Annotated in this window: 24 protein-coding genes; 20 read left to right on the plus strand and 4 right to left on the minus strand. The window is 63.4% G+C overall.

Annotated features, from left to right (window positions below):
- Positions 1–147: 147 nt before the first annotated feature.
- Complete coding sequence (locus IG197_RS09820; protein WP_067965538.1) at positions 148–1,314, minus strand: Mrp/NBP35 family ATP-binding protein; 1,167 nt, start codon at positions 1,312–1,314, stop codon at positions 148–150.
- 211 nt (positions 1,315–1,525) lie between these two features.
- Between IG197_RS09820 and IG197_RS09825 the strand changes: the two genes are divergently transcribed.
- From IG197_RS09825 to IG197_RS09890, 15 genes are all read left to right on the plus strand, one after another.
- Complete coding sequence (locus tag IG197_RS09825; RefSeq protein ID WP_067965541.1) at positions 1,526–1,939, plus strand: VOC family protein; 414 nt, start codon at positions 1,526–1,528, stop codon at positions 1,937–1,939.
- 34 nt (positions 1,940–1,973) lie between these two features.
- Positions 1,974–2,381, plus strand: coding sequence for a DoxX family protein (locus IG197_RS09830; protein ID WP_067965544.1), 408 nt, complete (start codon positions 1,974–1,976; stop codon positions 2,379–2,381).
- A 24-nt stretch (positions 2,382–2,405) separates the two neighbouring features.
- Positions 2,406–2,552 (plus strand): hypothetical protein, encoded by a 147-nt coding sequence (locus IG197_RS36810; protein ID WP_371746526.1) that lies wholly within the window; start codon positions 2,406–2,408, stop codon positions 2,550–2,552.
- Positions 2,512–2,955 carry an SRPBCC family protein gene (locus tag IG197_RS09835; RefSeq protein WP_371746527.1) on the plus strand — a complete coding sequence of 148 codons (444 nt, stop codon included), beginning with the start codon at positions 2,512–2,514 and terminating at the stop codon, positions 2,953–2,955. Before IG197_RS36810 ends, IG197_RS09835 begins: the two co-directional genes overlap by 41 nt.
- 101 nt (positions 2,956–3,056) lie before the next feature.
- On the plus strand, positions 3,057–3,434 hold the full coding sequence (locus IG197_RS09840) for a VOC family protein (protein WP_192318529.1): 378 nt from the start codon (positions 3,057–3,059) through the stop codon (positions 3,432–3,434).
- A 63-nt stretch (positions 3,435–3,497) separates the two neighbouring features.
- A complete protein-coding gene (locus tag IG197_RS09845) occupies positions 3,498–4,397 on the plus strand; it encodes a LysR family transcriptional regulator (RefSeq protein WP_067965550.1) in 900 nt (299 codons plus the stop codon).
- 141 nt (positions 4,398–4,538) lie between these two features.
- Positions 4,539–5,018 (plus strand): formate dehydrogenase subunit gamma, encoded by a 480-nt coding sequence (locus IG197_RS09850; RefSeq protein ID WP_067965552.1) that lies wholly within the window; start codon positions 4,539–4,541, stop codon positions 5,016–5,018.
- Positions 5,015–6,571 (plus strand): NADH-quinone oxidoreductase subunit NuoF, encoded by a 1,557-nt coding sequence (locus IG197_RS09855; RefSeq protein ID WP_067965554.1) that lies wholly within the window; start codon positions 5,015–5,017, stop codon positions 6,569–6,571. Before IG197_RS09850 ends, IG197_RS09855 begins: the two co-directional genes overlap by 4 nt.
- Before the next feature lie 11 nt (positions 6,572–6,582).
- Positions 6,583–9,462, plus strand: a complete 2,880-nt coding sequence (gene fdhF / locus IG197_RS09860; RefSeq protein WP_154386882.1) for a formate dehydrogenase subunit alpha — start codon at positions 6,583–6,585, stop codon at positions 9,460–9,462.
- 7 nt (positions 9,463–9,469) lie between these two features.
- Complete coding sequence (fdhD, locus tag IG197_RS09865) at positions 9,470–10,297, plus strand: formate dehydrogenase accessory sulfurtransferase FdhD (protein ID WP_182575538.1); 828 nt, start codon at positions 9,470–9,472, stop codon at positions 10,295–10,297.
- 10 nt (positions 10,298–10,307) lie between these two features.
- Entirely contained in the window at positions 10,308–10,538 is a 231-nt protein-coding gene (locus IG197_RS09870; RefSeq protein WP_067965560.1) for a formate dehydrogenase subunit delta, read from the plus strand.
- Between the two features lie 88 nt (positions 10,539–10,626).
- Positions 10,627–12,192, plus strand: coding sequence for an alpha/beta fold hydrolase (locus IG197_RS09875; protein ID WP_192318531.1), 1,566 nt, complete (start codon positions 10,627–10,629; stop codon positions 12,190–12,192).
- A 104-nt stretch (positions 12,193–12,296) separates the two neighbouring features.
- Positions 12,297–12,773 carry a carboxymuconolactone decarboxylase family protein gene (locus tag IG197_RS09880; protein ID WP_067967121.1) on the plus strand — a complete coding sequence of 159 codons (477 nt, stop codon included), beginning with the start codon at positions 12,297–12,299 and terminating at the stop codon, positions 12,771–12,773.
- Positions 12,774–12,844: 71 nt separating this feature from the next.
- Positions 12,845–13,207, plus strand: coding sequence for a nuclear transport factor 2 family protein (locus IG197_RS09885; protein WP_067965564.1), 363 nt, complete (start codon positions 12,845–12,847; stop codon positions 13,205–13,207).
- Positions 13,208–13,249: 42 nt separating this feature from the next.
- A complete protein-coding gene (locus tag IG197_RS09890) occupies positions 13,250–13,567 on the plus strand; it encodes a hypothetical protein (RefSeq protein WP_067965566.1) in 318 nt (105 codons plus the stop codon).
- 64 nt (positions 13,568–13,631) lie between these two features.
- On the opposite strand, the gene IG197_RS09895 is transcribed toward IG197_RS09890, so the two are convergent.
- Together IG197_RS09895 and IG197_RS09900 are read right to left on the minus strand one after the other, a co-directional pair.
- Positions 13,632–14,249: a DedA family protein gene (locus IG197_RS09895; RefSeq protein WP_067965568.1), complete on the minus strand. Its 618-nt coding sequence runs from the start codon at positions 14,247–14,249 to the stop codon at positions 13,632–13,634.
- A complete protein-coding gene (locus IG197_RS09900; protein WP_192318533.1) occupies positions 14,246–14,845 on the minus strand; it encodes a class I SAM-dependent methyltransferase in 600 nt (199 codons plus the stop codon). Before IG197_RS09900 ends, IG197_RS09895 begins: the two co-directional genes overlap by 4 nt.
- A gap of 210 nt (positions 14,846–15,055) precedes the next feature.
- On the opposite strand from IG197_RS09900, the gene IG197_RS09905 reads away from it, so the two are divergent.
- Complete coding sequence (locus tag IG197_RS09905; RefSeq protein ID WP_067965571.1) at positions 15,056–15,730, plus strand: response regulator transcription factor; 675 nt, start codon at positions 15,056–15,058, stop codon at positions 15,728–15,730.
- Positions 15,727–17,109: a sensor histidine kinase KdpD gene (locus IG197_RS09910; protein WP_192318535.1), complete on the plus strand. Its 1,383-nt coding sequence runs from the start codon at positions 15,727–15,729 to the stop codon at positions 17,107–17,109. Before IG197_RS09905 ends, IG197_RS09910 begins: the two co-directional genes overlap by 4 nt.
- Before the next feature lie 8 nt (positions 17,110–17,117).
- Here IG197_RS09910 and IG197_RS09915 read toward each other — a convergent pair whose 3' ends face one another.
- Complete coding sequence (locus IG197_RS09915) at positions 17,118–17,882, minus strand: DeoR/GlpR family DNA-binding transcription regulator (protein ID WP_192318537.1); 765 nt, start codon at positions 17,880–17,882, stop codon at positions 17,118–17,120.
- A 249-nt stretch (positions 17,883–18,131) separates the two neighbouring features.
- On the opposite strand from IG197_RS09915, the gene IG197_RS09920 reads away from it, so the two are divergent.
- From IG197_RS09920 to IG197_RS09930, 3 genes are all read left to right on the plus strand, one after another.
- Complete coding sequence (locus tag IG197_RS09920; RefSeq protein ID WP_192318538.1) at positions 18,132–19,097, plus strand: ABC transporter substrate-binding protein; 966 nt, start codon at positions 18,132–18,134, stop codon at positions 19,095–19,097.
- A 98-nt stretch (positions 19,098–19,195) separates the two neighbouring features.
- Complete coding sequence (locus tag IG197_RS09925; protein WP_192318540.1) at positions 19,196–20,218, plus strand: glycine betaine/L-proline ABC transporter ATP-binding protein; 1,023 nt, start codon at positions 19,196–19,198, stop codon at positions 20,216–20,218.
- The gene (locus IG197_RS09930) at positions 20,215–22,236 is read left to right on the plus strand and encodes an ABC transporter permease (RefSeq protein ID WP_371746528.1); all 2,022 of its coding nucleotides are present in this window, start codon (positions 20,215–20,217) and stop codon (positions 22,234–22,236) included. The genes IG197_RS09925 and IG197_RS09930 overlap by 4 nt, the downstream gene beginning before the upstream one ends.
- The last annotated feature ends 5 nt before the right edge of the window (positions 22,237–22,241 follow it).

Here is a 22,241-nt window from a genome sequence, read left to right on the forward strand (position 1 = left end):
CAAATCGACTTTCGCCAATCACCAGCGTTACAGGATGTGCTGCGGCGTCCGAGCTGCCAATCTCCCCCCTTGCGGGGGAGATGTCCGGCAGGACAGAGAGGGGTGCGAAGGATGAGACAGTAGTCTCACGAGCCTCCTAACCCTCGCCTATTCGAACACGATCGTCGGCGTCGCCGCTTCGGCGGCACCCTTTTCCTCCCGCAGACGCTCCCAGACCTTGGCGGCGATGTCGCGGTAGGTCTGCGCCTGAGCGCTGTCGGGTTTGGCGACGGTGACCGGCGTGCCGGCGTCGGAGCTCTCGCGGATGCCCATTTCCAGCGGCACTTCGCCGAGGAAAGTGACGCCGAGGCGCTCGGCCTCACGCTTGGCTCCGCCATGGCCGAAGATGTCGTAGCGCTTGCCGGTGTCGGGAGCGATGAAATAGCTCATGTTCTCGACGATGCCGAGCAGCGGCACGTCGACCTTCTTGAACATGTTCAGACCCTTGCGCGCGTCGATCAGTGCCAGATCCTGCGGCGTCGAGACGATGACGGCACCCGCCAGCGGCACCTGCTGGGCCATGGTCAGCTGGGCATCGCCGGTGCCGGGCGGCATGTCGACGACGAGCACGTCAAGTGGACCCCATTCGACCTCGCGCAGCATCTGGGTCAGCGCCGACATGACCATCGGGCCGCGCCAGATCATCGGCGTTTCCTCGTCGACGAGGAAGCCCATCGACATGACCTTGAGGCCATAATTTTGCATCGGCTTGAGGATCTTGCCGTCGACAGTTTCCGGGCGGCCATGGATGCCAAGCAGCTTGGGCATTGACGGGCCGTAGATGTCGGCATCAAGCACGCCGACCTTGAGGCCGTTGGCAGCGAGGCCAAGCGCAATGTTGACGGCAGTCGTCGACTTGCCGACGCCGCCCTTGCCGGAAGCAACGGCGATGATCGAGGCGATGCCAGGAACTCCGCGCTTGCCCTGCGTCTGCGAAGCCGGTGCGTGCGGAGCAGGCCGTGCCGCCGGTGCGGGCGTCGGACGAGGTGCTGGCTTCTGCGGCACCGGCGCTTCCATGCCGCCGCCCTTTTTCTCTGCGGTCAGGGCGACGACGGCGCCGTTGACGCCCGGGATCGCCTTGACGACGCGTTCGGCCGCGGCACGCAGCGGCTCCATCTCCTGGGCGCGGGCGGCCGGCACGGTGATCGAGAAGAACACCTTGCCGTCGGCGATGAAGATGTCGGAAACCAATCCGAGATCGACGATGTTGCCTGAGAAATCCGGGCCATTGACCGTCTTGAGACGCTCGACAACGATTTCCTTGGTGACTGTCATGTGACGAACCTGCTGCTCTGTGTCGAGCCTGAGATAATGCAGTTTGGCGGAAGAACCAAGCTACCCGAAATGGCAGCCGGATCCTGACCGCTGGCAAGTGCCTGATCCGGCGCCATGTTACACCGGCAAAGAAACTTCAGCAGGGATGTAGGATCAGCGCTGCCTGCTGCGTCCTTGGGGCATACGGAGAGCAATCACCCGGAGAACCGTGATGAAATTCGTCAATTACCTCTTCTTCAACGGCAATTGCCGTGAGGCTTTCGAGTTCTACGCCGACGTGTTCGACGGACAGGTCGTCGGCCTGGTGACCTATCGTGACGAACCCGGCGAGAGCAGCATGCCTGCGGACTGGCAGGACAAGGTGATGAACGTGCAACTGTCGATCGGTGACCAGTCGCTGATGGCCTCGGACTCGCCGCCACAATATGCGAGCGAAATGGGCGGATTCTCGATCTCGGTCGACCTCGGCGACCTTGCCCGCGCCGAGCGCATCTTCGCAGCCCTTGCCGACGGCGGAACTGTCACCATGCCGTTTGCCCCGACCTTCTGGGCCAAGGGGTTCGGCATGCTGAAGGACAAGTTCGGAACACCCTGGATGATCAGCAGCGGCAACGCTGGCGAATAATTTCAAACTAGCGGCATTACGAGGAAACTTGACAATGAATACTGCGGTTGCAACGCCCGCAATTTCCAATGGCGTCCTGTGGACCGGACGCGTTCTCAGCGGCCTGGTCATCGCCTTCCTTTTGTTTGACGGCGCAATCAAGCTGGTGCCGCTGCAGGTCGTGCACGACACCATGGCGACGCTCGGCCTGCCTTCGGAGCTCGCACGCACACTCGGCGTGCTGACCCTGGCATGCACGATCCTCTACGCCTGGCCACGCACTGCGATCCTCGGCGCGATCCTTCTGACCGGCTATCTCGGCGGCGCCATCGCCATCCACCTGCGCATCGGCAATCCGATGCTTTCGCACACCTTGTTCGGCGTCTATCTCGGGCTGATGGCCTGGGGCGGGCTGTATCTGCGCGATCCGCGTCTGCAGGCGCTGATCCCATTCCGCCGCTGAACCAGCCATACCCAGGAGACGACAATGCAGGTTCTTGCCATCATCCTCGGGCTGCTCGTGCTCGCGATCCTCATCATCCTGGCGATCGCCGCGACCAAACCCGCTATCTTCTCGATCCAGCGTACGACCGATGTCGACGCAGACCCTGATACCCTTTTCGCTAATCAATGACTTCCACAATTGGCGCGACTGGTCGCCATGGGAGGCGCTCGACCCCGACCTCAAGCGCAAGATGAGCGGTGCGAGCACCGGCCGCGGCGCGGTCTACGAATGGGACGGTAACAAGAAGGTCGGCAGCGGCCGGATGGAGATCACCGAAGCTGTGGCACCGAACAAGGTTGTCATCAAGCTCGACTTCCTGAAGCCGCTCGAAGCGCACAATGAGGCCCGCTTCACCATGGAACCGAGGGCCGGAAAGACGCGCCTGAACTGGGAAATGACCGGTCCGTCACCGTTCATGTCCAAGGTGATGCAGGTGTTCATGAACTTCGACAAAATGGTCGGCAAAGACTTCGAAAAGGGCCTCGCGAGCATCAAGGCGATCGCCGAACGGAAACGCCTTGCCGGCTCGTGAGTTTACCAGTCTCAGCACAGCAAGACCTGCCGCCCAACCGGGTGGCACTATATTCAACCGGGGCTTTGCCCCAATGCGGGGGCAACAGAGAGGAGACTGACATGCTTGGTCAAATCAATGCCGTTGCCAATGTGGCCGTCAGGGATCTCGGACGCGCCAAGGCCTTCTACGAAAAGACGCTCGGTCTCAGCGAGGTCGAGCACATGGGCGACGAGGTGTCGGTGCTGAAGAGCGGCGACACTGTGATCAACGTCTACCGCTCGGACTATGCCGGAACCAACAAGGCGACCTCGGTCACCTGGGCCGTCGGCGACCGGATCGACGGCCTCGTCGATGAGCTGAGGTCGAAGGGCGTGGCGTTCGAGCACTACGACATGCCCGATGTCAGGCTCGAAGGCGACGTCCATGTCTTCGGCGACTTGCGGGTTGCCTGGTTCAAGGATCCCGACGGCAACATCCTCAACCTGATCAACCAGTGATTTTGATGCGGTAGTCCCTTGTGAAGACTGGCTAATTCGACCAACGCCGGATAGTTTTCCGGCATGATCGACAAGCTTGAGTTCTTCATCGCGCTCGCAAGGGAGCAACATTTCGGGCGCGCCGCCGAGGAATGCGGCGTCACCCAGCCGACGCTGTCGGCCGGCATCAAGCAGCTCGAGGACATCCTTGGCGTGATGCTGGTGCAGCGCGGCTCGCGCTTTCAGGGCCTGACGCCCGAGGGACGGCAGGTGCTGGACTGGGCGCGGCGCATCGTCGGCGACACTCGCGCCATGCGCGAGGAGATGCGTGCGGCTCGGCACGGCCTGTCCGGCCGAATCCGCATTGCCGCCATCCCGACAGCCCTCGCCATGGTGCCGAGGCTGACGACGCCGTTCCGCGACAAGCACCCCGGCGTCACCTTCTCGATCCTCTCGCGCACCTCGATCGAGGTTCTGTCGCTGCTCGGCAATTTCGAGATCGACGCGGGAATCACCTATCTCGACAACGAGCCGCTCGGCCGGGTGACCAGCGTGCCGCTCTATGCAGAGCGCTACCAGCTGATCACGGCGGCGGGGAACGAATATTCCGATCGTGACAAGGTGACATGGGAAGAGGTCAGCACGCTGCCGCTGTGCCTGCTCACCCCCGACATGCAGAACCGCCGCATCATCGACCAGCACCTGGCAGATGCCGGCGTTCAGGTGCGGCCGACGCTGGAATCGAACTCGATGATCGTGCTTTTCTCGCACATCAGGACCGGCAAATGGTCGTCGATCATGCCGCTCAACCTCGCGGAAACATTCGGTTTTGCCGAACCGATCCGTGCAATACCGATCGTCGAGCCCGATGCCAGCCACACGGTCGGACTGGTGGTCGCCAAGCGCGATCCGAACACCACGCTGGTGCAGGCGCTGCTTGACGAAGCCATGGCGCTGGCAGGCGATTTCCGCCGCAGGTCCTGACCTACACTACCCCCTGCTTTCGTCCACTCGATAGAAAATTTTTATCATACGACGAAACAGCTTTATTGATTCCGGCCCCTTGGATCGGTTCAATAGACATACTGCGCCAAGGGAACGGCGCGAAGTCAGGGAGGGCGCTGCGTGGTCATGCAGCCAGCAAGTACCGAACTCGCCGAGCGAACCGCTGCGGTGATAAGCGAATTGAAGAACCTCGAGGGTCCGCTGATCCCGATCCTTCATGGTGTCCAGGAAGAGTTTGGCTATGTTCCGCAGGAAACCCTGCCGATCATCGCCGAGGCACTGAACCTGTCGCGTGCCGAAGTGCACGGCGTCTTCACCTTCTATCACGATTTCCGCCACCACCCGGCCGGCCGGCACGTGCTCAAGGTCTGCCAGGCCGAAGCCTGCCAGTCGATGGGCAGCGACGCGATCGCCGCCCAGATCAAGCAGAAGCTCGGCATCGGTTTCCACGAGACGAGCAAGGATGGCGCAGTGACGCTGGAGCCGATCTATTGCCTCGGCCTGTGCGCCTGTGCTCCTGCCGCGATGCTCGACGGCGAAGTGATCGGCCGTCTCGACGCCGACAAGATCGATGAAATCGCCGAGGAGATCCGCTCATGAGCGTGACGATCTACATTCCCGGCGATTCGGGTTCACTGTCGCTCGGCGCCGAAAAGGTCGCCAAGGCGGTCGAGAAAGAAATTGCTGCACGCGGCATCGACGCCAGGATCGTGCGTAACGGTTCGCGCGGCCTGTACTGGCTCGAGCCGATGGTTGAAGTAAGGACCGAAGCCGGTCGCGTTGCCTACGGCCCGGTCTCTGCCAAGGACGTCGCTTCGCTGTTCGACGCCGGCCTGGCCAATGGCGGCCAGCACAAGCTGTCGCTCGGCGATCCGGAAAAACTGCCATTTGTCGCCAAGCAGACGCGCCTGACCTTCGCCCGCTGCGGCATCACCGACCCGATTTCGCTGGAAGATTACGAAGCTCATGGCGGCCTTGCCGGCCTGCGCAAGGCCGTGTCAATGGCGCCGGCCGACATCGTCAAGCAAGTGACCGAGTCCGGCCTGCGCGGCCGCGGTGGCGCCGGCTTCCCGACCGGCATCAAGTGGAAGACCGTTCTCGATACCGCGGCCGATCAGAAGTACATCGTCTGCAATGCCGACGAAGGCGACTCGGCGACCTTCGCCGACCGCATGATCATGGAAGGCGACCCGTTCGTGCTGATCGAGGGCATGGCGATCGCCGGCCTCGCCACCCACGCCACCAAGGGTTACGTCTACATCCGCTCCGAATATCCTCACGCCATCGCCGTGATGGACAAGGCGGTGAAAGTTGCCCGTCGCGCCGGCGTGCTCGGCAAGAGCGTGCTTGGATCCTCCCAGGGCTTCGACATCGAAATCCGCTCGGGCGCCGGCGCCTATGTCTGCGGCGAGGAAACCTCGCTGCTCAACAGCCTCGAAGGCAAGCGCGGCGTGGTCCGTGCCAAGCCGCCGCTGCCGGCGATCCAGGGCCTGTTCGGCAAGCCGACAGTCATCAACAACGTGATTTCGCTCGCCTCGGTGCCGATCGTGATGGACAAGGGCGCGCAGTATTACAAGGACTTCGGTATGGGCCGCTCGCGCGGCACCATCCCGATCCAGATCGCCGGCAACGTCAAGCATGGCGGCCTGTTCGAAGTTGCCTTCGGCCTGACGCTGGGCGAGATCGTCGACGAGATCGGCGGCGGCACGGCGACCGGTCGTCCGGTCAAGGCGGTGCAGGTCGGCGGCCCGCTCGGCGCCTACTTCCCGCGCGCTCTGTTCGACACGCCATTCGACTATGAGGAGTTCGCCAAACGTGACGGCCTGATCGGCCATGCCGGCATCACCGTGTTCGACGACAGCGCCGACATGCTGAAGCAGGCACGCTTCGCCATGGAATTCTGCGCCATCGAAAGCTGCGGTAAGTGCACGCCCTGCCGCATCGGCTCGACGCGCGGCGTCGAAACGCTCGACAAGCTCAAGCAGAACATCGAGCCGGAAAAGCAGCTCGCGCTGGTGACCGACCTCTGCAACACGATGAAGTTTGGATCCCTTTGCGCTCTCGGCGGTTTTACTCCGTACCCTGTCATGAGCGCCATCCACCATTTCCCCGAAGACTTCCGGCCGGCAGCGGTCGCCCAGGCAGCGGAATAGGAGACGACATCATGGGTCTCATTCACGAAATCGACTTCGGCACCCCTGCCTCCAAGTCCGAAAAGCAAGTCACGCTGACCGTCGACGGCTTCGAGGTCACCGTGCCCGAAGGCACCTCGATCATGCGCGCTTCGATGGAAGCGGGCATCGCCATCCCGAAGCTCTGCGCCACCGACATGGTCGACGCCTTCGGCTCCTGCCGCCTCTGCCTGGTCGAGATCGAAGGCCGCAACGGCACGCCGTCGTCCTGCACGACGCCTGTCATGCCCGGCATGGTCGTGCATACCCAGACCGGCCGCCTCAAGGACATCCGCAAGGGCGTGATGGAGCTCTACATCTCCGATCACCCGCTCGACTGCCTGACCTGTGCCGCCAATGGCGACTGCGAATTGCAGGACATGGCGGGTGCCGTCGGCCTGCGCGACGTGCGCTACGGCTATGAAGGCGACAACCATGTTCGCGCCAAGAATGACGGCGTCGCAAACTTCAAGTGGATGGCCAAGGACGAGTCCAACCCGTATTTCACCTACGACCCGTCCAAATGCATCGTCTGCTCGCGCTGCGTGCGGGCCTGCGAAGAGGTGCAGGGCACGTTTGCGCTGACCATCGAAGGCCGCGGCTTCGGCAGCCGTGTCTCGCCCGGCGCGCATGAACTGTTCCTCGACAGCGAGTGCGTTTCCTGCGGCGCCTGCGTGCAGGCCTGCCCGACGGCGACGCTCACGGAAAAGTCTGTGATCGAGATCGGCCAGCCCGAGCACTCGGTCGTCACCACCTGCGCCTATTGCGGTGTCGGCTGCTCGTTCAAGGCAGAGATGCGCGGCGACGAGCTCGTGCGCATGGTGCCGTGGAAGGACGGCAAGGCCAACCGTGGCCACTCCTGCGTCAAGGGCCGCTTCGCTTATGGTTATGCCACGCACAAGGAGCGCATCCTCAACCCGATGATCCGCGACAAGATCACCGATCCGTGGCGTGAAGTGTCGTGGGAAGAGGCGCTGACACACACGGCCAAGGAATTCCGCCGCATCCAGTATCAGTACGGCCGCGGCGCCATCGGCGGCATCACCTCGTCGCGCTGCACCAATGAGGAAACCTTCCTCGTGCAGAAGCTGATCCGCCAGGGCTTTGGCAACAACAACGTCGACACCTGCGCCCGCGTCTGCCACTCGCCGACCGGCTACGGCCTCGGCCAGACCTATGGCACGTCGGCCGGTACCCAGGACTTCGACTCGGTCGAGGACACCGATGTCGCGCTGATCATCGGCGCCAACCCTGCCTCGGCCCACCCGGTGTTTGCTTCGCGCCTGAAGAAGCGCCTGCGCGCTGGCGCCAAGCTTATCGTCATCGATCCGCGCCGCACCGAAATGGTGAAGTCGGCCCATATCGAGGCCGAGCATCATCTGGCGTTGAAGCCGGGCACCAACGTCGCCGTGGTTACCGCGATCGCGCATGTCATCGTCACCGAAGGCCTGTTCGACGAGAAGTTCATCCGCGAGCGCTGCGACTGGTCGGAATTCCAGGATTATGCCGAGTTCGTCTCGGATCCGCGCCACAGCCCCGAGGAAGTCGAGAAGCTGTCGGGCGTTCCGGCCGAGACCATCCGCGGTGCGGCCCGCCTCTACGCCACCGGCGGCAACGGCGCGATCTATTACGGCCTCGGCGTCACCGAGCATAGCCAGGGTTCGACGACCGTCATCGGCATCGCCAACCTCGCCATGCTGACCGGCAATATCGGCCGCAGAGGCGTCGGCGTGAACCCACTGCGCGGCCAGAACAACGTTCAGGGCGCCTGCGACATGGGCTCGTTCCCGCACGAACTGCCGGGCTACCGCCACATCTCGGGCGACGCGGTGCGTGACATCTATGACAGCCTGTGGGGCGTCAAGCTCGACAACGAGCCCGGTCTGCGCATCCCCAACATGCTGGATGCCGCCGTCGACGGCACCTTCAAGGGCATCTACATCCAGGGCGAAGACATCCTGCAGTCGGACCCCGACACCAAGCACGTGTCGGCCGGCCTGGAAGCCATGGAATGCGTCGTTGTGCAGGATCTGTTCCTCAACGAGACCGCCAACTACGCCCACGTGTTCCTGCCCGGTTCGACCTTCCTCGAGAAGGACGGCACCTTCACCAACGCCGAGCGCCGCATCAACCGCGTGCGCAAGGTGATGGCACCGAAGAACGGCCTCGCCGACTGGGAAGTGACGCAGCGCCTCGCTCAGGCGATGGGCCTGAACTGGAACTACCAGCACCCGTCCGAGATCATGGACGAGGTGGCCAAGACGACGCCGAGCTTCGCCAACGTCTCCTACGAGTTCCTGGAGAAGATGGGCTCGGTGCAGTGGCCGTGCAACGACAAGGCGCCGGAAGGCACGCCGATCATGCACATCGACGGCTTCGTCCGCGGCAAGGGCAAGTTTATCCGCACCGAGTATGTCGCGACCGACGAAAAGACCGGCCCGCGTTTCCCGCTGCTTTTGACCACCGGCAGAATCCTCAGCCAGTACAATGTCGGCGCGCAGACACGGCGCACCGAAAACGTTGCCTGGCACGCCGAGGACCTGCTGGAAATCCATCCGCACGACGCCGAACAGCGCGGCCTGCGCGACGGCGACTGGGTCAGGCTGCAGAGCCGTGCCGGAGAAACGACGCTGCGTGCGACGATCACCGACAAGGTGTCGCCTGGCGTGGTCTACACCACCTTCCACCACCCCGACACGCAGGCCAACGTCATCACTACCGACTTCTCGGACTGGGCAACCAATTGTCCGGAATACAAGGTAACGGCGGTTCAGGTCGGCGCCTCCAACGGTCCGTCGGATTGGCAGAAGGACTACAACGAGCAGGCCCAGCAGAGCCGCCGCATCGCCGGCCATCTGGAAGCGGCGGAGTAGCCTTGCGGTGACCGACCGCCCCGCCATCACCCAGACCAGCCGTCTCGCCCGCCGGGCGAGCGGCATCACGGTGGCCAACCGCATGGTGCCGGAGGAGACGCCGGTGGCGCTGTCCTATGGCGGCACCACCCATGCGGTGATGATGGCGAGCCCAGCCGACTTCGAGGATTTCGCGCTCGGTTTCTCGCTGACCGAAGGCATCATCGGCTCGGTCAAGGAGATCGAAACGATCGAAGTGCTCGATGTCGAGGCCGGCATCGACATCCAGATCAGGCTCAAGGACAAGGCCAACAAGCGCTTCGAGCAACGCCGACGCCGGCTTGCCGGCCCGGTCGGATGCGGCCTTTGCGGCATCGAATCGATCGAGGAGGCGATGCGTTCGGTCGACGACGTCCACACGTCGTCATCAGGGCTTTCCGCCGACGACATCGTGCAGGCGGTGAAGCTGCTGTCCAAGGTACAGCCGCTGCATGCCGAGACAGGCGCGGTGCACGCCGCCGGTTTCTACGTGCCCGGCAAGGGCATCGTAGCAGCACGCGAGGACGTCGGCCGCCACAATGCGCTCGACAAGCTTGCGGGTGCGCTGAACAAAGCCGGCATCAGTGGCGGTACGGGCGCCGTGGTGGTGACCAGCCGCGTGTCGGTGGAAATGGTGCAGAAGACGGCAGCCATCGGGGCGCCCTTCATCATCGCCGTTTCGGCACCGACGGCACTCGCCATCCGCACCGCCGAACAGGCCGGCATGACGCTGATCGCACTGGTGCGCGGCGACGATTTCGACATCTTCACCCATCCAGACCGCGTAACCACCGGAGCCGCCAAAAATGTCGCATGAAGAGCACAGGATGGGGACGAAGGAAAAGCTCGTCTACATGGCGAACCAGATCGCGACATTCTTCGAGTCCAAGCCCCATGACGAGGGTGTTGCAGGCGTCGCCAAGCACATCAATGACTTCTGGGATCCGCGGATGCGGCGCCAGTTCTTCGAGATGTTCGACGAAGGCGGCAAGGGCATGAAGCCGCTGGTCATCGACGCCGCCGCCAAGATCCGGCGCCCCAGGCAGGACGCAGCCTAAAAGCAGGCCCCGGGGCCGGCGAAGGCCCCTCACCTTCCCGCCGGAAACCTGCTAATCTTAGCCAGACCTAATGCAATTTGCAGGCGGAATGGCTGTGGCAAGGCCGATCGCTACTCGATATGCGCGCAGCGGTGACGTCCAGATCGCCTATCAGGTGGTTGGCCAGGGTTCGCTCGACCTCGTCTTCGTTCCCGGTTTCATCTCCAATCTCGACCTGCACTGGGAAGACGAAGGCTACAGCCGGCTACTGTCGCGCCTCTCGGCCTTCTCGCGCCTGATCCTGTTCGACAAGCGCGGCACCGGGCTTTCCGACCGCGTCGACGCGAATGCGCTGCCCAGCCTCGAAACGCGGATGGATGACGTGCGCGCGGTGATGGATGCCGCGGGATCGAGCCGTGCGGCGATCCTCGGCGCCTCCGAGGGCGCGCCGATGGCGATCCTGTTTGCCGCGACCTATCCCGAACGGACCCGCTCGCTGGTGCTCTATGCCGGTTATGCCCATTTCCACAAATGGGTAATGGACCCGGAGCGGCTGCAGACATTCATCGACGCGGCCGAGACCAACTGGGGCACCGGCGCCACGCTGCAGAACTTCGCCCCGGGCCGTCTCGACGACGCCCGCTTTGCCGCCTGGTGGGCGCGCTTCGAACGCTTGTCGGCGAGCCCGACGGCGGCCGCGGCACTGGCCCGGATGAACGCCGAGATCGACGTGCGCGGTGCGCTGGCCAGCATTCGGGCGCAGACGCTTCTGATCCACCGCCGCAACGATGCCCGTGTCGCCCCCGAGGCCAGCCGCTACCTCGCCCGCAACATTCCCGACGCGCAGCTCTGCGAGATTTCAGGGCGCGACCATCCGATCTGGACGGGCGACGTCAACCGTGTTGCCGACCTGATCGAGGAATTCCTGACCGGCACCCATGCCCCGCCGGATACCGACCGGGTGCTGGCGGCACTGCTGGTGACGCGCGTCTCTGATACAGCGCGGCTCGGCGACCGGATGTGGAGCGAACGCAGCCTGCGCTTCCAGGAAACGCTGCGCCTGCTTGTCGGCCGCCATGGCGGCCGCATCGCCGATCAATATGGCGACGTGGTGGTGTCCCGCTTTGACGGGCCGGCGCGCGCCATCAGATGTGCGGGTGCATTGCGCGACGCGGCTCAGGGCATCGGCATCGCCAGCGCCCAAGGCGTGCATGTCGGCGAGATCGACACACGCGGGCCACCGTCAGGGCTGACAGTGCGTGTTGCCGTCAAGATTGCCGAACATGCCGGGCGCGGCGGCATCCTGGCATCGCGGCTCGTCTCCGAAATCGCGACTGGCTCGGGCCTGCATTTCGTCGACGCCGGTCGCCTGGCGCTCGACGACCTGGAGGGACCGCTGGCGCTGGTCGAGGCGACGTCGGAGCAGCATCTCGAACCGGCGTGCCGCAGCCGCACGCCCGTGGCAGCCGAGCCGTCGGCCTTGACGGCGCGCGAGAACGAGGTCGTGGCGCTCATCGCCGACGGCAAGAGCAATGCCGCCATCGCCATCGAACTCAGCCTCAGCGAACACACGGTGAAACGCCATGTCGCCAACATCCTGACCAAGCTCGACCTGCCCTCGCGCGCGGCCGCGGCAGCATTCGCGGTGCGGCAGACTGGCCCGGACGGGCCATAGGACCAGTGGCCTTTTCGGGCGAAGCGGTGAAGCGGCGCCTGGGACTAAAGTTTTCCGATGCAGGCAGGCGGAGACAGCGCCTCGAAACTGCGAAGGAGGAAGACATGACCAAGGCAAGTGGAATGCTCACCACGTTGGCGATGGCGGCTGGCCTCGCCGTTCTAGCAGCTTCGAGCGCCGGCGCCGAAGACGCCTCTGCCGAGGCGACCTACAAGGACATCGAAGCCACGCTCGGTTCGGTGCCCAGCTTCTTCAAGGCATTCCCGGAAACGGGCATTGCCGGCGCCTGGGCCGAGTTCAAGGGCATCCAGCTCAATCCCAAGACTGAGCTGAACGGCAAGACCAAGGAGCTGCTCGGCCTCGCCGTCGCCGCCCAGATACCGTGCCAGTACTGCGTCTATTTCCACACTGCCGCGGCCAAGGCCAACGGCGCCACCGACGAAGAAATCCGCGAGGCGGTGGCGATGGCGGCCGTCGTCCGCCACTGGTCGACGGTGCTGAACGGCATGCAGGTCGACTACCCACAGTTCAAGCAGGAGGTCGACACGGCAATGGCCGCCGCCAAGGCGAAGTCGCAGTAGTTTTCGAGGTCCTCACAGGGACCGTCGCAACACAGGGCCGCCTCGGGAGGCCGGCCGACAGGAGGAAAAAAATGCTTGCCACCAAGGAAGCCGTCACCGGTGCCTCGATCAAGAAGGCGATCGAAAGCCGCGACGGGCCGATGCTGTCCAGCTTCTACGCCGACGACGCGCTGGTGCGGGTCATCGACCGTAACAACCCGCCCAGCAAGCCGCGCGAAATCCGCGGCCGCGCGGCGATCACCACCTTCTGGGACGACATCTGCAGCCGCGCGATGAGCCATCGCGTCGACCTGACAATTGCGCAAGGCGACAACCTCGCCTTTTCGCAGGACTGCGCCTACCCGGACGGCACCAAAGTCTTCTGCGCTGCGATGCTGGAACTCAAGGACGGCAAGATCGCGCGGCAGACCGTGGTGCAGGCCTGGGACGAGTGATCGGATGCGGGCGAATGGTCGCCCGCCAGATGGGAGGAAGCCATGTTCGTCGCACGCTGGAAGATCGATGCCCGCTTCGGGCACAAGCAGAGCGCCATCGATCTGTTGCGCCAATGGGAACGGGAAATCGGTCCGCAGGCCGGAACCGACAAGATGGCCATGCAGATCCTGACCGGATCGATCGGCGCCAAGGAAGCCACAATCGAGGTCAACCACAACGTCGAAAGCCTGGCGCAGATCGAAGAGATGTTCGCCAAGCTGTCCAAGATCGACGCCCATGCACAATGGGGCAAGAAGCTCGAGCCCTTCGTCGTCTCAGGCTCGTCCTACTGGAACTTCTATCGCGTGATCCAGGGCTGAGGCAGCCACAACCCGATCAAAGGCAGTGCCCGGCAGCAGGTTGCCTGTTGCCGGGCACCGGCCGTCATGGGTGCGTCTCGCCCGAGGGACGGTCCTTGTCCTCCCCTCGCGCGCTGTGGCGCAGAGCTACGAGAAAGACGATCTCGGCGACGACGACGATGGCGATGATGCGAAAGCCGATGGTCACCGGGTCGTGGTCGCTGTCGCGCATCATATAGCCGCCAATCAAGAAGGCAGCGTTCCAGATGAAGGCGCCGGTCATGGTGGCGATCGCGAAGGGCACGAACGGTAGCCTGAGCACGCCTGCCTCGAGCGCGAGATAGGTCCGCGCCACCGGCACCAGCTGGGCGATAAGCGATGCGCGGAAGTTGTTGCGGCGATAAGCCACCGTCAGCCGCTGATAGGTGGCGTGCTTGAGGAAGATGTATTTGCCGAACCGTCGGACCGCTGCATCGGCGCGATCGGGCCCCAGCCAGTTGCCGCCGGTGTACCAGATCATCGATCCCAAGGTCGAACCGAAAGTCGTCGCAAACATCAACGGGACAAGTGTCGTAACGTCCGGTGCAGCCGTCATGCCGAGGAAGAGCAGCAGCACATGCGATGGCGGAACAGGCGAGACCTTCTCGGTGAAGGCAAGACATGCCGCGCCGAGCAGGCCGAAGCCCAAAAAAGATGGGATCATGAAAAGCGCCAGTCGTAACTCTTTGCCGGCTTCATCCTTGTGATCCGATAGACAGCCGCTGGCGGCAGATTGCGAAAGGTATGGCCAATGCGCGTCACTTCGAGATCGAGCCTGTCGAGAAGCGGCTGATCAATAGGGCACCGGAAGCCGTATGTGAATAGGTACATCGCTCCCTCGGGCCTGAGATTGGCGAAAATGCCTTCGAGAATGGCGAGCGTCTGGCGCGGGGGGATCGCCAGGAACGGCAGGCCGCTGACGGCCGCGCCGGCGATCGGGCCGTCATAGATCGGCCGGTAGCGCAGCTCGGCCGCGTCCATTTCCAGCACCCGCGACTTGGGGAAGCGGCACCTGAGCAGATGGGCGAAATCGCTGTTGAACTCGATCAGCGTCATGTCGCTTTCGTGGACGCCGCGCGCCAGCATGGCGCGGGTGAACGGGCCGGTGCCGGCGCCGAGTTCGAGGACCGGTCCGGTCTCGGGGCCAAGCTCCTGGGTCATCAGCGTCGCCAGGATGGAGCTGGACGGCGTTATCGAGGCGACCTTGAGTGGCGCGGTGGCCCATGCCATGAGAAAGGATAAAGTGTCATTTGCGGCCATTGCGAACCTCTTTCGAAATCGTCTGCCGGCGAATCGGTCGCCTGCCTTTAGCGAAAGCTGTTTGAGGCCGCTGGATTACACATGCATTGCGACAAAGCCTGAGAACCGGGCATTTCGGCGGCTGCATTCGGTCGTGGCCTTTATTGCGCAATGCTTCTGCAATGTTGAGGGAATAGCCGGGCGGCACCGAGGGGCCCTTCGAGGACTGAAATGCGCATACTGCTTGTGGAAGACGAGCCAGAACTGGCTTCGGCTTTGAAGACGGCGTTGCGGCGATACGACATGGTGGTGGATCACGCCGCATCGCTGCTGGAGGCCGGCGACTTTGCCGCCAGCGAGAACTACGACGCGATCCTGCTTGACCGGCAGTTGCCCGACGGCGACGGCCTGACGCTGGTGCCGAAGATCCGCGCGCGCGGCAACGCAACACCGGTGCTGGTGCTGACGGCACGCAGCGACACCTCCGACAAGGTCGACGGGCTCGACATGGGCGCTGACGACTATCTGGCCAAGCCCTTCGCCTTCGAGGAGCTGCTGGCGCGGTTGCGCGCGCTGTTGCGCCGGCCGGCCAATGTGCAGACGCAGGTCATCCGTGCCGGCGACCTGTCCTTCGATCTGGGCCATCGCGAGGTCATGGTCCGCGGCGAGCCGCTGACGCTGCCGCGCCGTGAGCTGCTGGTGCTGGAAGCGCTGTTGCGTCGGACGGGCCGCATGGTGCAGCGTTCGTCGCTGATGGAAGCGGTGTTCGGCCTCGACGACGAGATCCAATCCAATGCGCTCGACACCCATGTGTCGCGGCTCCGGCGCAAGCTGGCCGAAGCCGACGGCAAGGTCGAGATCAATGGCGTCCGTGGCGTCGGCTATCTCCTGCGCGAGATTTCATGAGACTGGCGCGCCTGCTTTTCTATATCCAGCGCTTCTTCCGGCCGCGCTCGCTGAAGTGGCAGTTGGTGTGGCGCCTAGTGGTGTTGCAGGTCGTTCTGCTGACGCTGATGATCGTTATCCTGCTCGCCGGGCTGACCATCGCCGGCGTGATCCCGGACAATTATGAGGGTCGCGCGATCGACGTGTTACGCAAGACCGTGCGCAAGGACGACGCCGGCAAGCTGACGCTCAAGGAAGGACCACTGCTCGCCGGATTGCGCGCTGATGTGCCAAACCTCTGGTTCATCGTGCGAGACACGGAAGGCAACAAGATCTCCGAAGGCGAGGTGCCCCGCCTGCTGATCGACATTCCTTCTTCGCTAGACTACATCAACGACGCGACTTTCGTGAAGCAGTTTGGCGGCACGCAGACGTCGGCGACCGTCCAATGGGCGGATACCGCGGCTGGCCGCGTGCAGATCTTCACTGGCGCGCAGGGTGAGTTTCACTACATGGCTCTGGTGTCGATAACCCCGGAGCTGTTCACCGACATCATTCTGCCCGTCGGCGGCGTCATGGGCCTGGCGACCTTGATCGTCATTCCCCTCGTCGTGCGCAATGCCTTCAAGGGTATGCGGCGCGCTGCCACTCTCGCCGAGAAGATCGACGTCGAAGAACGCGGCGTCCGCCTGCCAATCGAGGCAATCCCAACCGAAATCGCGCCGCTGGTGAAGGCTGTCAACGGGGCGCTCGACCGTCTCGACAAGGGCTACGAGCGGCACAAACGCTTCCTGATCGATGCCGCACATGAGCTGCGCACGCCGGTCGCCATCCTCAACACCCGCATCACGTCGCTGCCGGCGACGCCCGAACGGGCGCGGCTGCTGCAGGACACGGCGCGGCTGTCGACGCTGACGGACCAGCTTCTCGACATCCAGCGGCTCGGCCGGCAGACGCAGCAATTCACCCGCTTCGACCTGGTGGCGGTGGCCCGTGGGGTCGTCGTCGACCTGGCGCCGATGGCCTTTGCCGCCGGCTACGAGATGTCGTTCGAACCGGCACGCGGCGAGCTGTTTGCCAATGGCGACCGCACCGCCGTCGAGCGCGCCATCACCAATCTCGTCCAGAATGCCATCGAGCACGGCGGCAATGCCGGCAGGATCACCATCGGCGTCAACAGCCCGGCCACGATCGAGGTTTCGGACGAGGGCGACGGCGTGCCGGCGGCGGAACGGGAGAAGATCTTCGAGCCGTTCTATCGCCTGCGCCCGCGCGGCCATGGCGCCGGTCTCGGACTTAACCTCGTACACGAGATCATGCAGATCCATGGCGGCCGCATCGAGCTCGCCGGCAGCGACAGGAAAGGCGCCTGCTTCAGGCTGGTCTTCGCGCAGGCCTGAGGTCTGGTTCAACGCCCCGCGATGGTGAGCTGAGCCCCGGCGTCGGCCAGGGCTTGGGCAAGGTCGTCGGATGGCTGCTTGTCGGTGACGAGCTCGGTAAAGCCGTGGAAGCCGCATACCTGGACCAGGCCCTTGCGGCCGAACTTGCTGTGGTCGGTGACGACAACCGAACGCTGGCCGCGCGCCAGCACGACGCGGGCGAACTCAGCCTCCTCGAGATTGTAGTCCATGACGCCGTTTTCGGCATCGACAGCACCGGCCGAGATCACCGCATGGGTGACGGCGAAGCGGCTGACGAACTCGATCGCCGAGATGCCGAAGGCCGCACCACTGTCGCTGCGCAACTCGCCGCCGGCCATGTAGACCTTGTTGCCGTTCACCGTCGCCAGCGTACGGGCGATGTCGGAGGAGTTGGTCACCACCGTCAGGCGGCGATGGCCGAGAAGCTCGCGCGCCAGGTAGCTTGTCGTCGTGCCAGTATCGAGCATGACCGACTCGCCGTCATGGATGGTGGTGGCGACAGTCCTGGCGATGGCACGCTTGGCGTCGGCATTGTCGCGCATGCGCCGCTCGAAAGGCGCTTCGCCGACGACCGAAGGAAGGCCGATGGCCCCGTGCATCTTGAGGATCGAGCCACCGTCGGCGAGCGGCTTGACGTCGCGGCGCACGGTTTCCAGCGAGACGCCAAGCTTGTCGGCGAGGTCTGCGATGGTGATCGTACCCTCATCCTCGAGCAGGCGCAGGATTTCGCTGTGGCGCTTGGAGTGATTCATCTTGCAGACCTGTTAGGAGACGTACAATGGCTTGACTTGTTTCGTGGTATGATGGCCGTTCCTTGACCAAAATTCCACATTCATCGGTCAAAAAAACACATAAAACCTCAAACACTCGTTGACAACGTGCATTACGCTGCGTGACACTCATGCAGTGACCTGGCAGGAGCCGCCGTCGCCAATGCCGTGCGGGCCTTCGGGTATGCCAAGAAGAAACAACATCTTCAGAGGGTGATCAGGAGGCACGACATGTTCGCGCGCAACAAGGTTTTGCAGTCCGCAGCGATAGCACTGACGCTGTCTGCTGCGTTTTCCATGGCACCGGCCACGGCACAGGAATCCGCTGACCCGATCAAGCTGACACTACACGACTGGACCGGTCAGTTGATCACCACCGAGATCATGGGCGAAGTGCTGAAGAAGGCCGGATACAACATTGAATATGTCCAGGCCGACTATCTCGCTCAGTTTGCCGGGCTTGAAGCCGGCGACCTGCATGTGGCGATGGAGATGTGGGAAACCACCGGACGCGACGCCATGGACGCGGCGACGGCAACCGGCAAGGTCGAGAACATCGGCCCGACCGGCATGAAGGCCAAGGAAGAATGGTGGTTCCCCGAATACATGAAGGAGAAGTGCCCGGGCCTTCCCAATTGGGAGGCACTGAAGGAAGCGTCGTGCGCCGAGGCATTCTCCACCGCTGAAACCGCCCCAAAGGGGCGCTACCTCGGCGGCCCCGTCACCTGGGGCGGCTTCGACGATGAGCGTGTGCAGGCGCTCGACCTGCCCTTCGAAGTGATCCATGCCGGCACCGACGCCGCACTGTTTGCCGAACTCGAAAGCGCCTATCAGCGGCAGGCGCCGATCATGCTGTGGATCTACGCACCGCACTGGGCGCCGGCCAAGTACAAGGGCGAATGGGTCGAATTCCCAGCCTATACCAAGGAATGCTACGAGGACCCGAAATGGGGCTCGAATGCCGCAGCCCAATATGATTGCGGCAAGCCTTTCGGCGAAATCTGGAAAGTCGGCTGGTCAGGCGTCAAGGACAAATGGCCTGGCGCCTATGCCGCGATCAAGGCGTTCACGATCGACAATGACGAGATGGGCGCGATGATCACAAAGGTCGACCTCGACGGAAAGAGCGTCAGCGACGTGGTAGCGGAGTGGATGGGCGCTAACGAAGCCCGCTGGTCCGGCTGGATCAAGAAATAGACCGCATTCCCGCCACGGGGCGGAACGAATGACGCGCGTCATCCCTTCGGCCCCATGGCCGAAAGGCAGATTTCCTGCAAGCATTGTCAGCCGGGTCGATGAACGATAGCCAACCTAAACTCGTCTGCCGCAATGTCTGGAAGCTGTTCGGCTCCGGCGCGCGCGATTTCCTGCGAGCGAGAGAGCCGGCATCGGTCACCGGCGACGATCTTGTGAAAGCAGGCCTCGTCGGCGCGGTACGCAACGTTAATCTCGAGGTCCGTGACGGCGAGATCTTCGTCATCATGGGGCTGTCGGGCTCTGGCAAGTCGACCCTGGTGCGCTGTCTGTCGCGCCTGGTCGAGCCGACCTCAGGCGAAATCCTGTTCAACGGCGAAAACCTGCTCGCCGCCGACGAAGCCCGGATGATCGAAATCCGCCGCCACCAGATGGGCATGGTGTTCCAGCAATTCGCTTTGCTGCCGCATTTGACGGTGCTTGCGAATGTGGCCTTTCCGCTAGAGGTTCAGGGCGTCAAGCGGCAGAAACGGGAGCAACTGGCGCGCCGCATGGTCGAACTTGTCGGCCTGTCTGGCAAGGAAGGTGTCTTCCCGCGCGAACTCTCCGGCGGCCAGCAGCAGCGAGTCGGCATTGCCAGGTCGCTGGCAGTGGAACCGGAACTTTGGTTCCTCGATGAGCCCTTCTCGGCGCTCGACCCGCTCATTCGGCGCGAAATGCAGGACGAATTCATTCGCCTGCAATCGGTACTGAACAAGACAATCGTTTTCATCACCCACGATTTCGACGAGGCGATCAGGCTGGCCGACCGCATCGCCATCATGAAGGATGGAGCCGTCGTGCAGATCGGCACGCCCGAGGACATCGTGCTTGCCCCGGCCACCGATTATGTCGCCGAGTTCACCCGCAACGTCCCGAAAGCCAAGGTGATCAAGGCGCAATCGATCATGAAACCGGTACAGGACGCGCAGCCGAAAGCATCTGTGCCGGCGCGGGCCACCGTGTCGGAAGCCGTCGCACTTTTCGACGGTTCCACCGAGTGCGTCGGTGTCATCGACGAAGCAGGCAACATGTTGGGCCAGCTGCTTCGAACCGACGTCGTCGACGTGCTGATGCGGGGATGACGATGACCGCCCCGGCCAACTCCAGCGTCGAAGCTGCTGCCGGTCCAATTGGCTTACCGCGCGGGCTCATTCCCTGGATCGTCGCTGCCGGCGCCTTCATCGTGCTTTGGCGGTTTGGCGGGGCCTATGACTGGGCCTTCGAATATCCCAGTGCAGCGATCATCCCCGCTGGACGATGGATCGGCGATTTCATGAAATGGCTAGTCAATGAGGCGCATTTCGGACTGTTCAGCTTCAAGGACCTGACCCGGTTCATTGCTGCCCTGATCGACCTGCCTTACCGCTGCGCGCTCAGCCTGCTGGCGACCGGCTTTCTCAAAGGCCAGGGTTCGGGCGCGGTCCAGATTTTGCCACCGCTGTCATGGGTCGCAGTGACCGCGACCATTGGCCTGATCGGTTTTCATGCCGGAGGCCGCAGGCTCGCGACACTGGTGGTCCTGTGCTTTGGCTTCTTGGCAGCCTTCGGCCAATGGCAGAGCGCAATGGCAACGCTCGCCTCGATCCTGGTGGCGGTGCCGATCGGCGTGATTGGCGGGCTGCTGCTTGGCATTGCGGCCTATCGCTGGCACTGGTTCGAACGGGCACTCACCCCAGTGCTCGACCTGATGCAAACCATTCCGGTCTTTGCCTACCTGGTGCCGATCCTGTTCCTGTTCGGTTTCGGGCCGACAGCGGCAGTGGTGGCGACAGTGATCTACGCGATGCCGCCGATGACCCGCATTGCCACGCTCGCGCTGCGCGCGGTGCCTTCCGACACGCTCGACCTTGGCAGGATGATCGGCTGCACGCGCCGGCAGATGACATGGCGTGTGCTTGTGCCATCGGCCAAGGACAGCCTGATGGTCGGCGTCAACCAGGTGATCATGCTGTCGCTAAATATGGTGATCATCGCCTCGATGATCGGCGCCGGAGGCCTCGGCTTCGATGTTCTGGCGGCATTGCGGCGCCTCGACATCGGCGCTGGCCTGGAGGCTGGACTTGCCATCGTCGCACTGGCGATCGCGCTCGACCGTTTGAGCCAGGCGTTTGCCGCGCGCGCCGGCACAATGACGCCGCCCGCCGTGTCGACCAGCCTCCCGGCTCGTCATCCCTACATCGTGGCGGCATTGGTAATGATCGTTCTGGCCGGTGTTGCCGGTCTCGCCATGCCGGCACTGCAAACCTATCCGCCGGCGCTCCAGCTCTCGACCGGCTCGTTTTGGTCGAATGTCGTCGGCTGGATCAACGTGAACTACTTCGATACGCTGGAAGCGGCCAAGAACGCAGTTCTGCTGAACATACTGGTGCCGCTCAAGCGACTGCTGCTCGGACTGCCCTGGGCGGGAGTGACAGCACTCCTGGCCTTCGCCGGCTATCGCCTCGGTGGCCTTCGCCTGGCAATGCTGACCGGCGCGCTTGCCTTCCTGATCGCCGCCACGGGCCAGTGGGAAAAGGCGATGATCACGGTCTATCTGTGCGGAATATCGGTCGTTCTGGCTTGCCTGATCGGCGTTCCCATCGGCATCGCCGCTGCCCAGCGCGACAGGCTGTGGAACTGGGTGCAGGTGATCATCGACACCCTGCAGACGCTGCCATCCTTCGTCTACCTGATGCCGGCGGTGATGCTGTTCCGTGTCGGCGACTTCACCGCCATGATTGCGGTGGTGGCATATGCGATCTCTCCAGCAATTCGCTACACCGCGCATGGCCTGCGCAAGGTCGATCCGCGCCTGATCGAAGCCGGCACCGCAATGGGCTGCACGCAATGGCAATTGCTGACCAGGATCAAGATCAAGCTGGCGCTGCCCGAAATCATGTTGGGGCTAAACCAGACCATCATGTTCGCCCTGTCGATGCTTGTCATCACGGCGCTCGTCGGCACCCGGGATCTCGGCCAGGAGGTCTACATCGCCCTGACCAAGGCCGATACTGGACGCGGGCTTGTTGCTGGTCTGGCGGTGGCCTTCATCGCCATCATAGCCGACCGGCTGATCTCGGCCGGGGCCGCTCGGACAAAGGCACGGCTGGGATTGGAGTAAGGGGA

The organism is Aminobacter sp. SR38, from assembly GCF_014843375.1.
GTDB classification, from domain to species: Bacteria; Pseudomonadota; Alphaproteobacteria; order Rhizobiales; family Rhizobiaceae; genus Aminobacter; species Aminobacter ciceronei.

Excerpts from the sequence above, each read along its gene's own strand:
- IG197_RS09930 (WP_371746528.1), top strand. The coding sequence starts at position 20,215 with ATGACGATGACCGCCCCGGCCAACTCCAGCGTCGAAGCTGCTGCCGGT.
- IG197_RS09910 (WP_192318535.1), top strand. The coding sequence starts at position 15,727 with ATGAGACTGGCGCGCCTGCTTTTCTATATCCAGCGCTTCTTCCGGCCG.
- IG197_RS09900 (WP_192318533.1), bottom strand. The coding sequence starts at position 14,845 with ATGGCCGCAAATGACACTTTATCCTTTCTCATGGCATGGGCCACCGCG.
- IG197_RS09925 (WP_192318540.1), top strand. The coding sequence starts at position 19,196 with ATGAACGATAGCCAACCTAAACTCGTCTGCCGCAATGTCTGGAAGCTG.
- IG197_RS09885 (WP_067965564.1), top strand. The coding sequence starts at position 12,845 with ATGCTTGCCACCAAGGAAGCCGTCACCGGTGCCTCGATCAAGAAGGCG.
- IG197_RS36810 (WP_371746526.1), top strand. The coding sequence starts at position 2,406 with ATGCAGGTTCTTGCCATCATCCTCGGGCTGCTCGTGCTCGCGATCCTC.
- IG197_RS09890 (WP_067965566.1), top strand. The coding sequence starts at position 13,250 with ATGTTCGTCGCACGCTGGAAGATCGATGCCCGCTTCGGGCACAAGCAG.
- IG197_RS09880 (WP_067967121.1), top strand. The coding sequence starts at position 12,297 with ATGACCAAGGCAAGTGGAATGCTCACCACGTTGGCGATGGCGGCTGGC.
- IG197_RS09915 (WP_192318537.1), bottom strand. The coding sequence starts at position 17,882 with ATGAATCACTCCAAGCGCCACAGCGAAATCCTGCGCCTGCTCGAGGAT.
- IG197_RS09825 (WP_067965541.1), top strand. The coding sequence starts at position 1,526 with ATGAAATTCGTCAATTACCTCTTCTTCAACGGCAATTGCCGTGAGGCT.
- IG197_RS09920 (WP_192318538.1), top strand. The coding sequence starts at position 18,132 with ATGTTCGCGCGCAACAAGGTTTTGCAGTCCGCAGCGATAGCACTGACG.
- IG197_RS09835 (WP_371746527.1), top strand. The coding sequence starts at position 2,512 with ATGTCGACGCAGACCCTGATACCCTTTTCGCTAATCAATGACTTCCAC.
- IG197_RS09830 (WP_067965544.1), top strand. The coding sequence starts at position 1,974 with ATGAATACTGCGGTTGCAACGCCCGCAATTTCCAATGGCGTCCTGTGG.
- IG197_RS09905 (WP_067965571.1), top strand. The coding sequence starts at position 15,056 with ATGCGCATACTGCTTGTGGAAGACGAGCCAGAACTGGCTTCGGCTTTG.
- IG197_RS09855 (WP_067965554.1), top strand. The coding sequence starts at position 5,015 with ATGAGCGTGACGATCTACATTCCCGGCGATTCGGGTTCACTGTCGCTC.
- IG197_RS09870 (WP_067965560.1), top strand. The coding sequence starts at position 10,308 with ATGGGGACGAAGGAAAAGCTCGTCTACATGGCGAACCAGATCGCGACA.
- IG197_RS09820 (WP_067965538.1), bottom strand. The coding sequence starts at position 1,314 with ATGACAGTCACCAAGGAAATCGTTGTCGAGCGTCTCAAGACGGTCAAT.
- fdhF (WP_154386882.1), top strand. The coding sequence starts at position 6,583 with ATGGGTCTCATTCACGAAATCGACTTCGGCACCCCTGCCTCCAAGTCC.
- IG197_RS09875 (WP_192318531.1), top strand. The coding sequence starts at position 10,627 with ATGGCTGTGGCAAGGCCGATCGCTACTCGATATGCGCGCAGCGGTGAC.
- IG197_RS09840 (WP_192318529.1), top strand. The coding sequence starts at position 3,057 with ATGCTTGGTCAAATCAATGCCGTTGCCAATGTGGCCGTCAGGGATCTC.
- IG197_RS09845 (WP_067965550.1), top strand. The coding sequence starts at position 3,498 with ATGATCGACAAGCTTGAGTTCTTCATCGCGCTCGCAAGGGAGCAACAT.
- IG197_RS09895 (WP_067965568.1), bottom strand. The coding sequence starts at position 14,249 with ATGATCCCATCTTTTTTGGGCTTCGGCCTGCTCGGCGCGGCATGTCTT.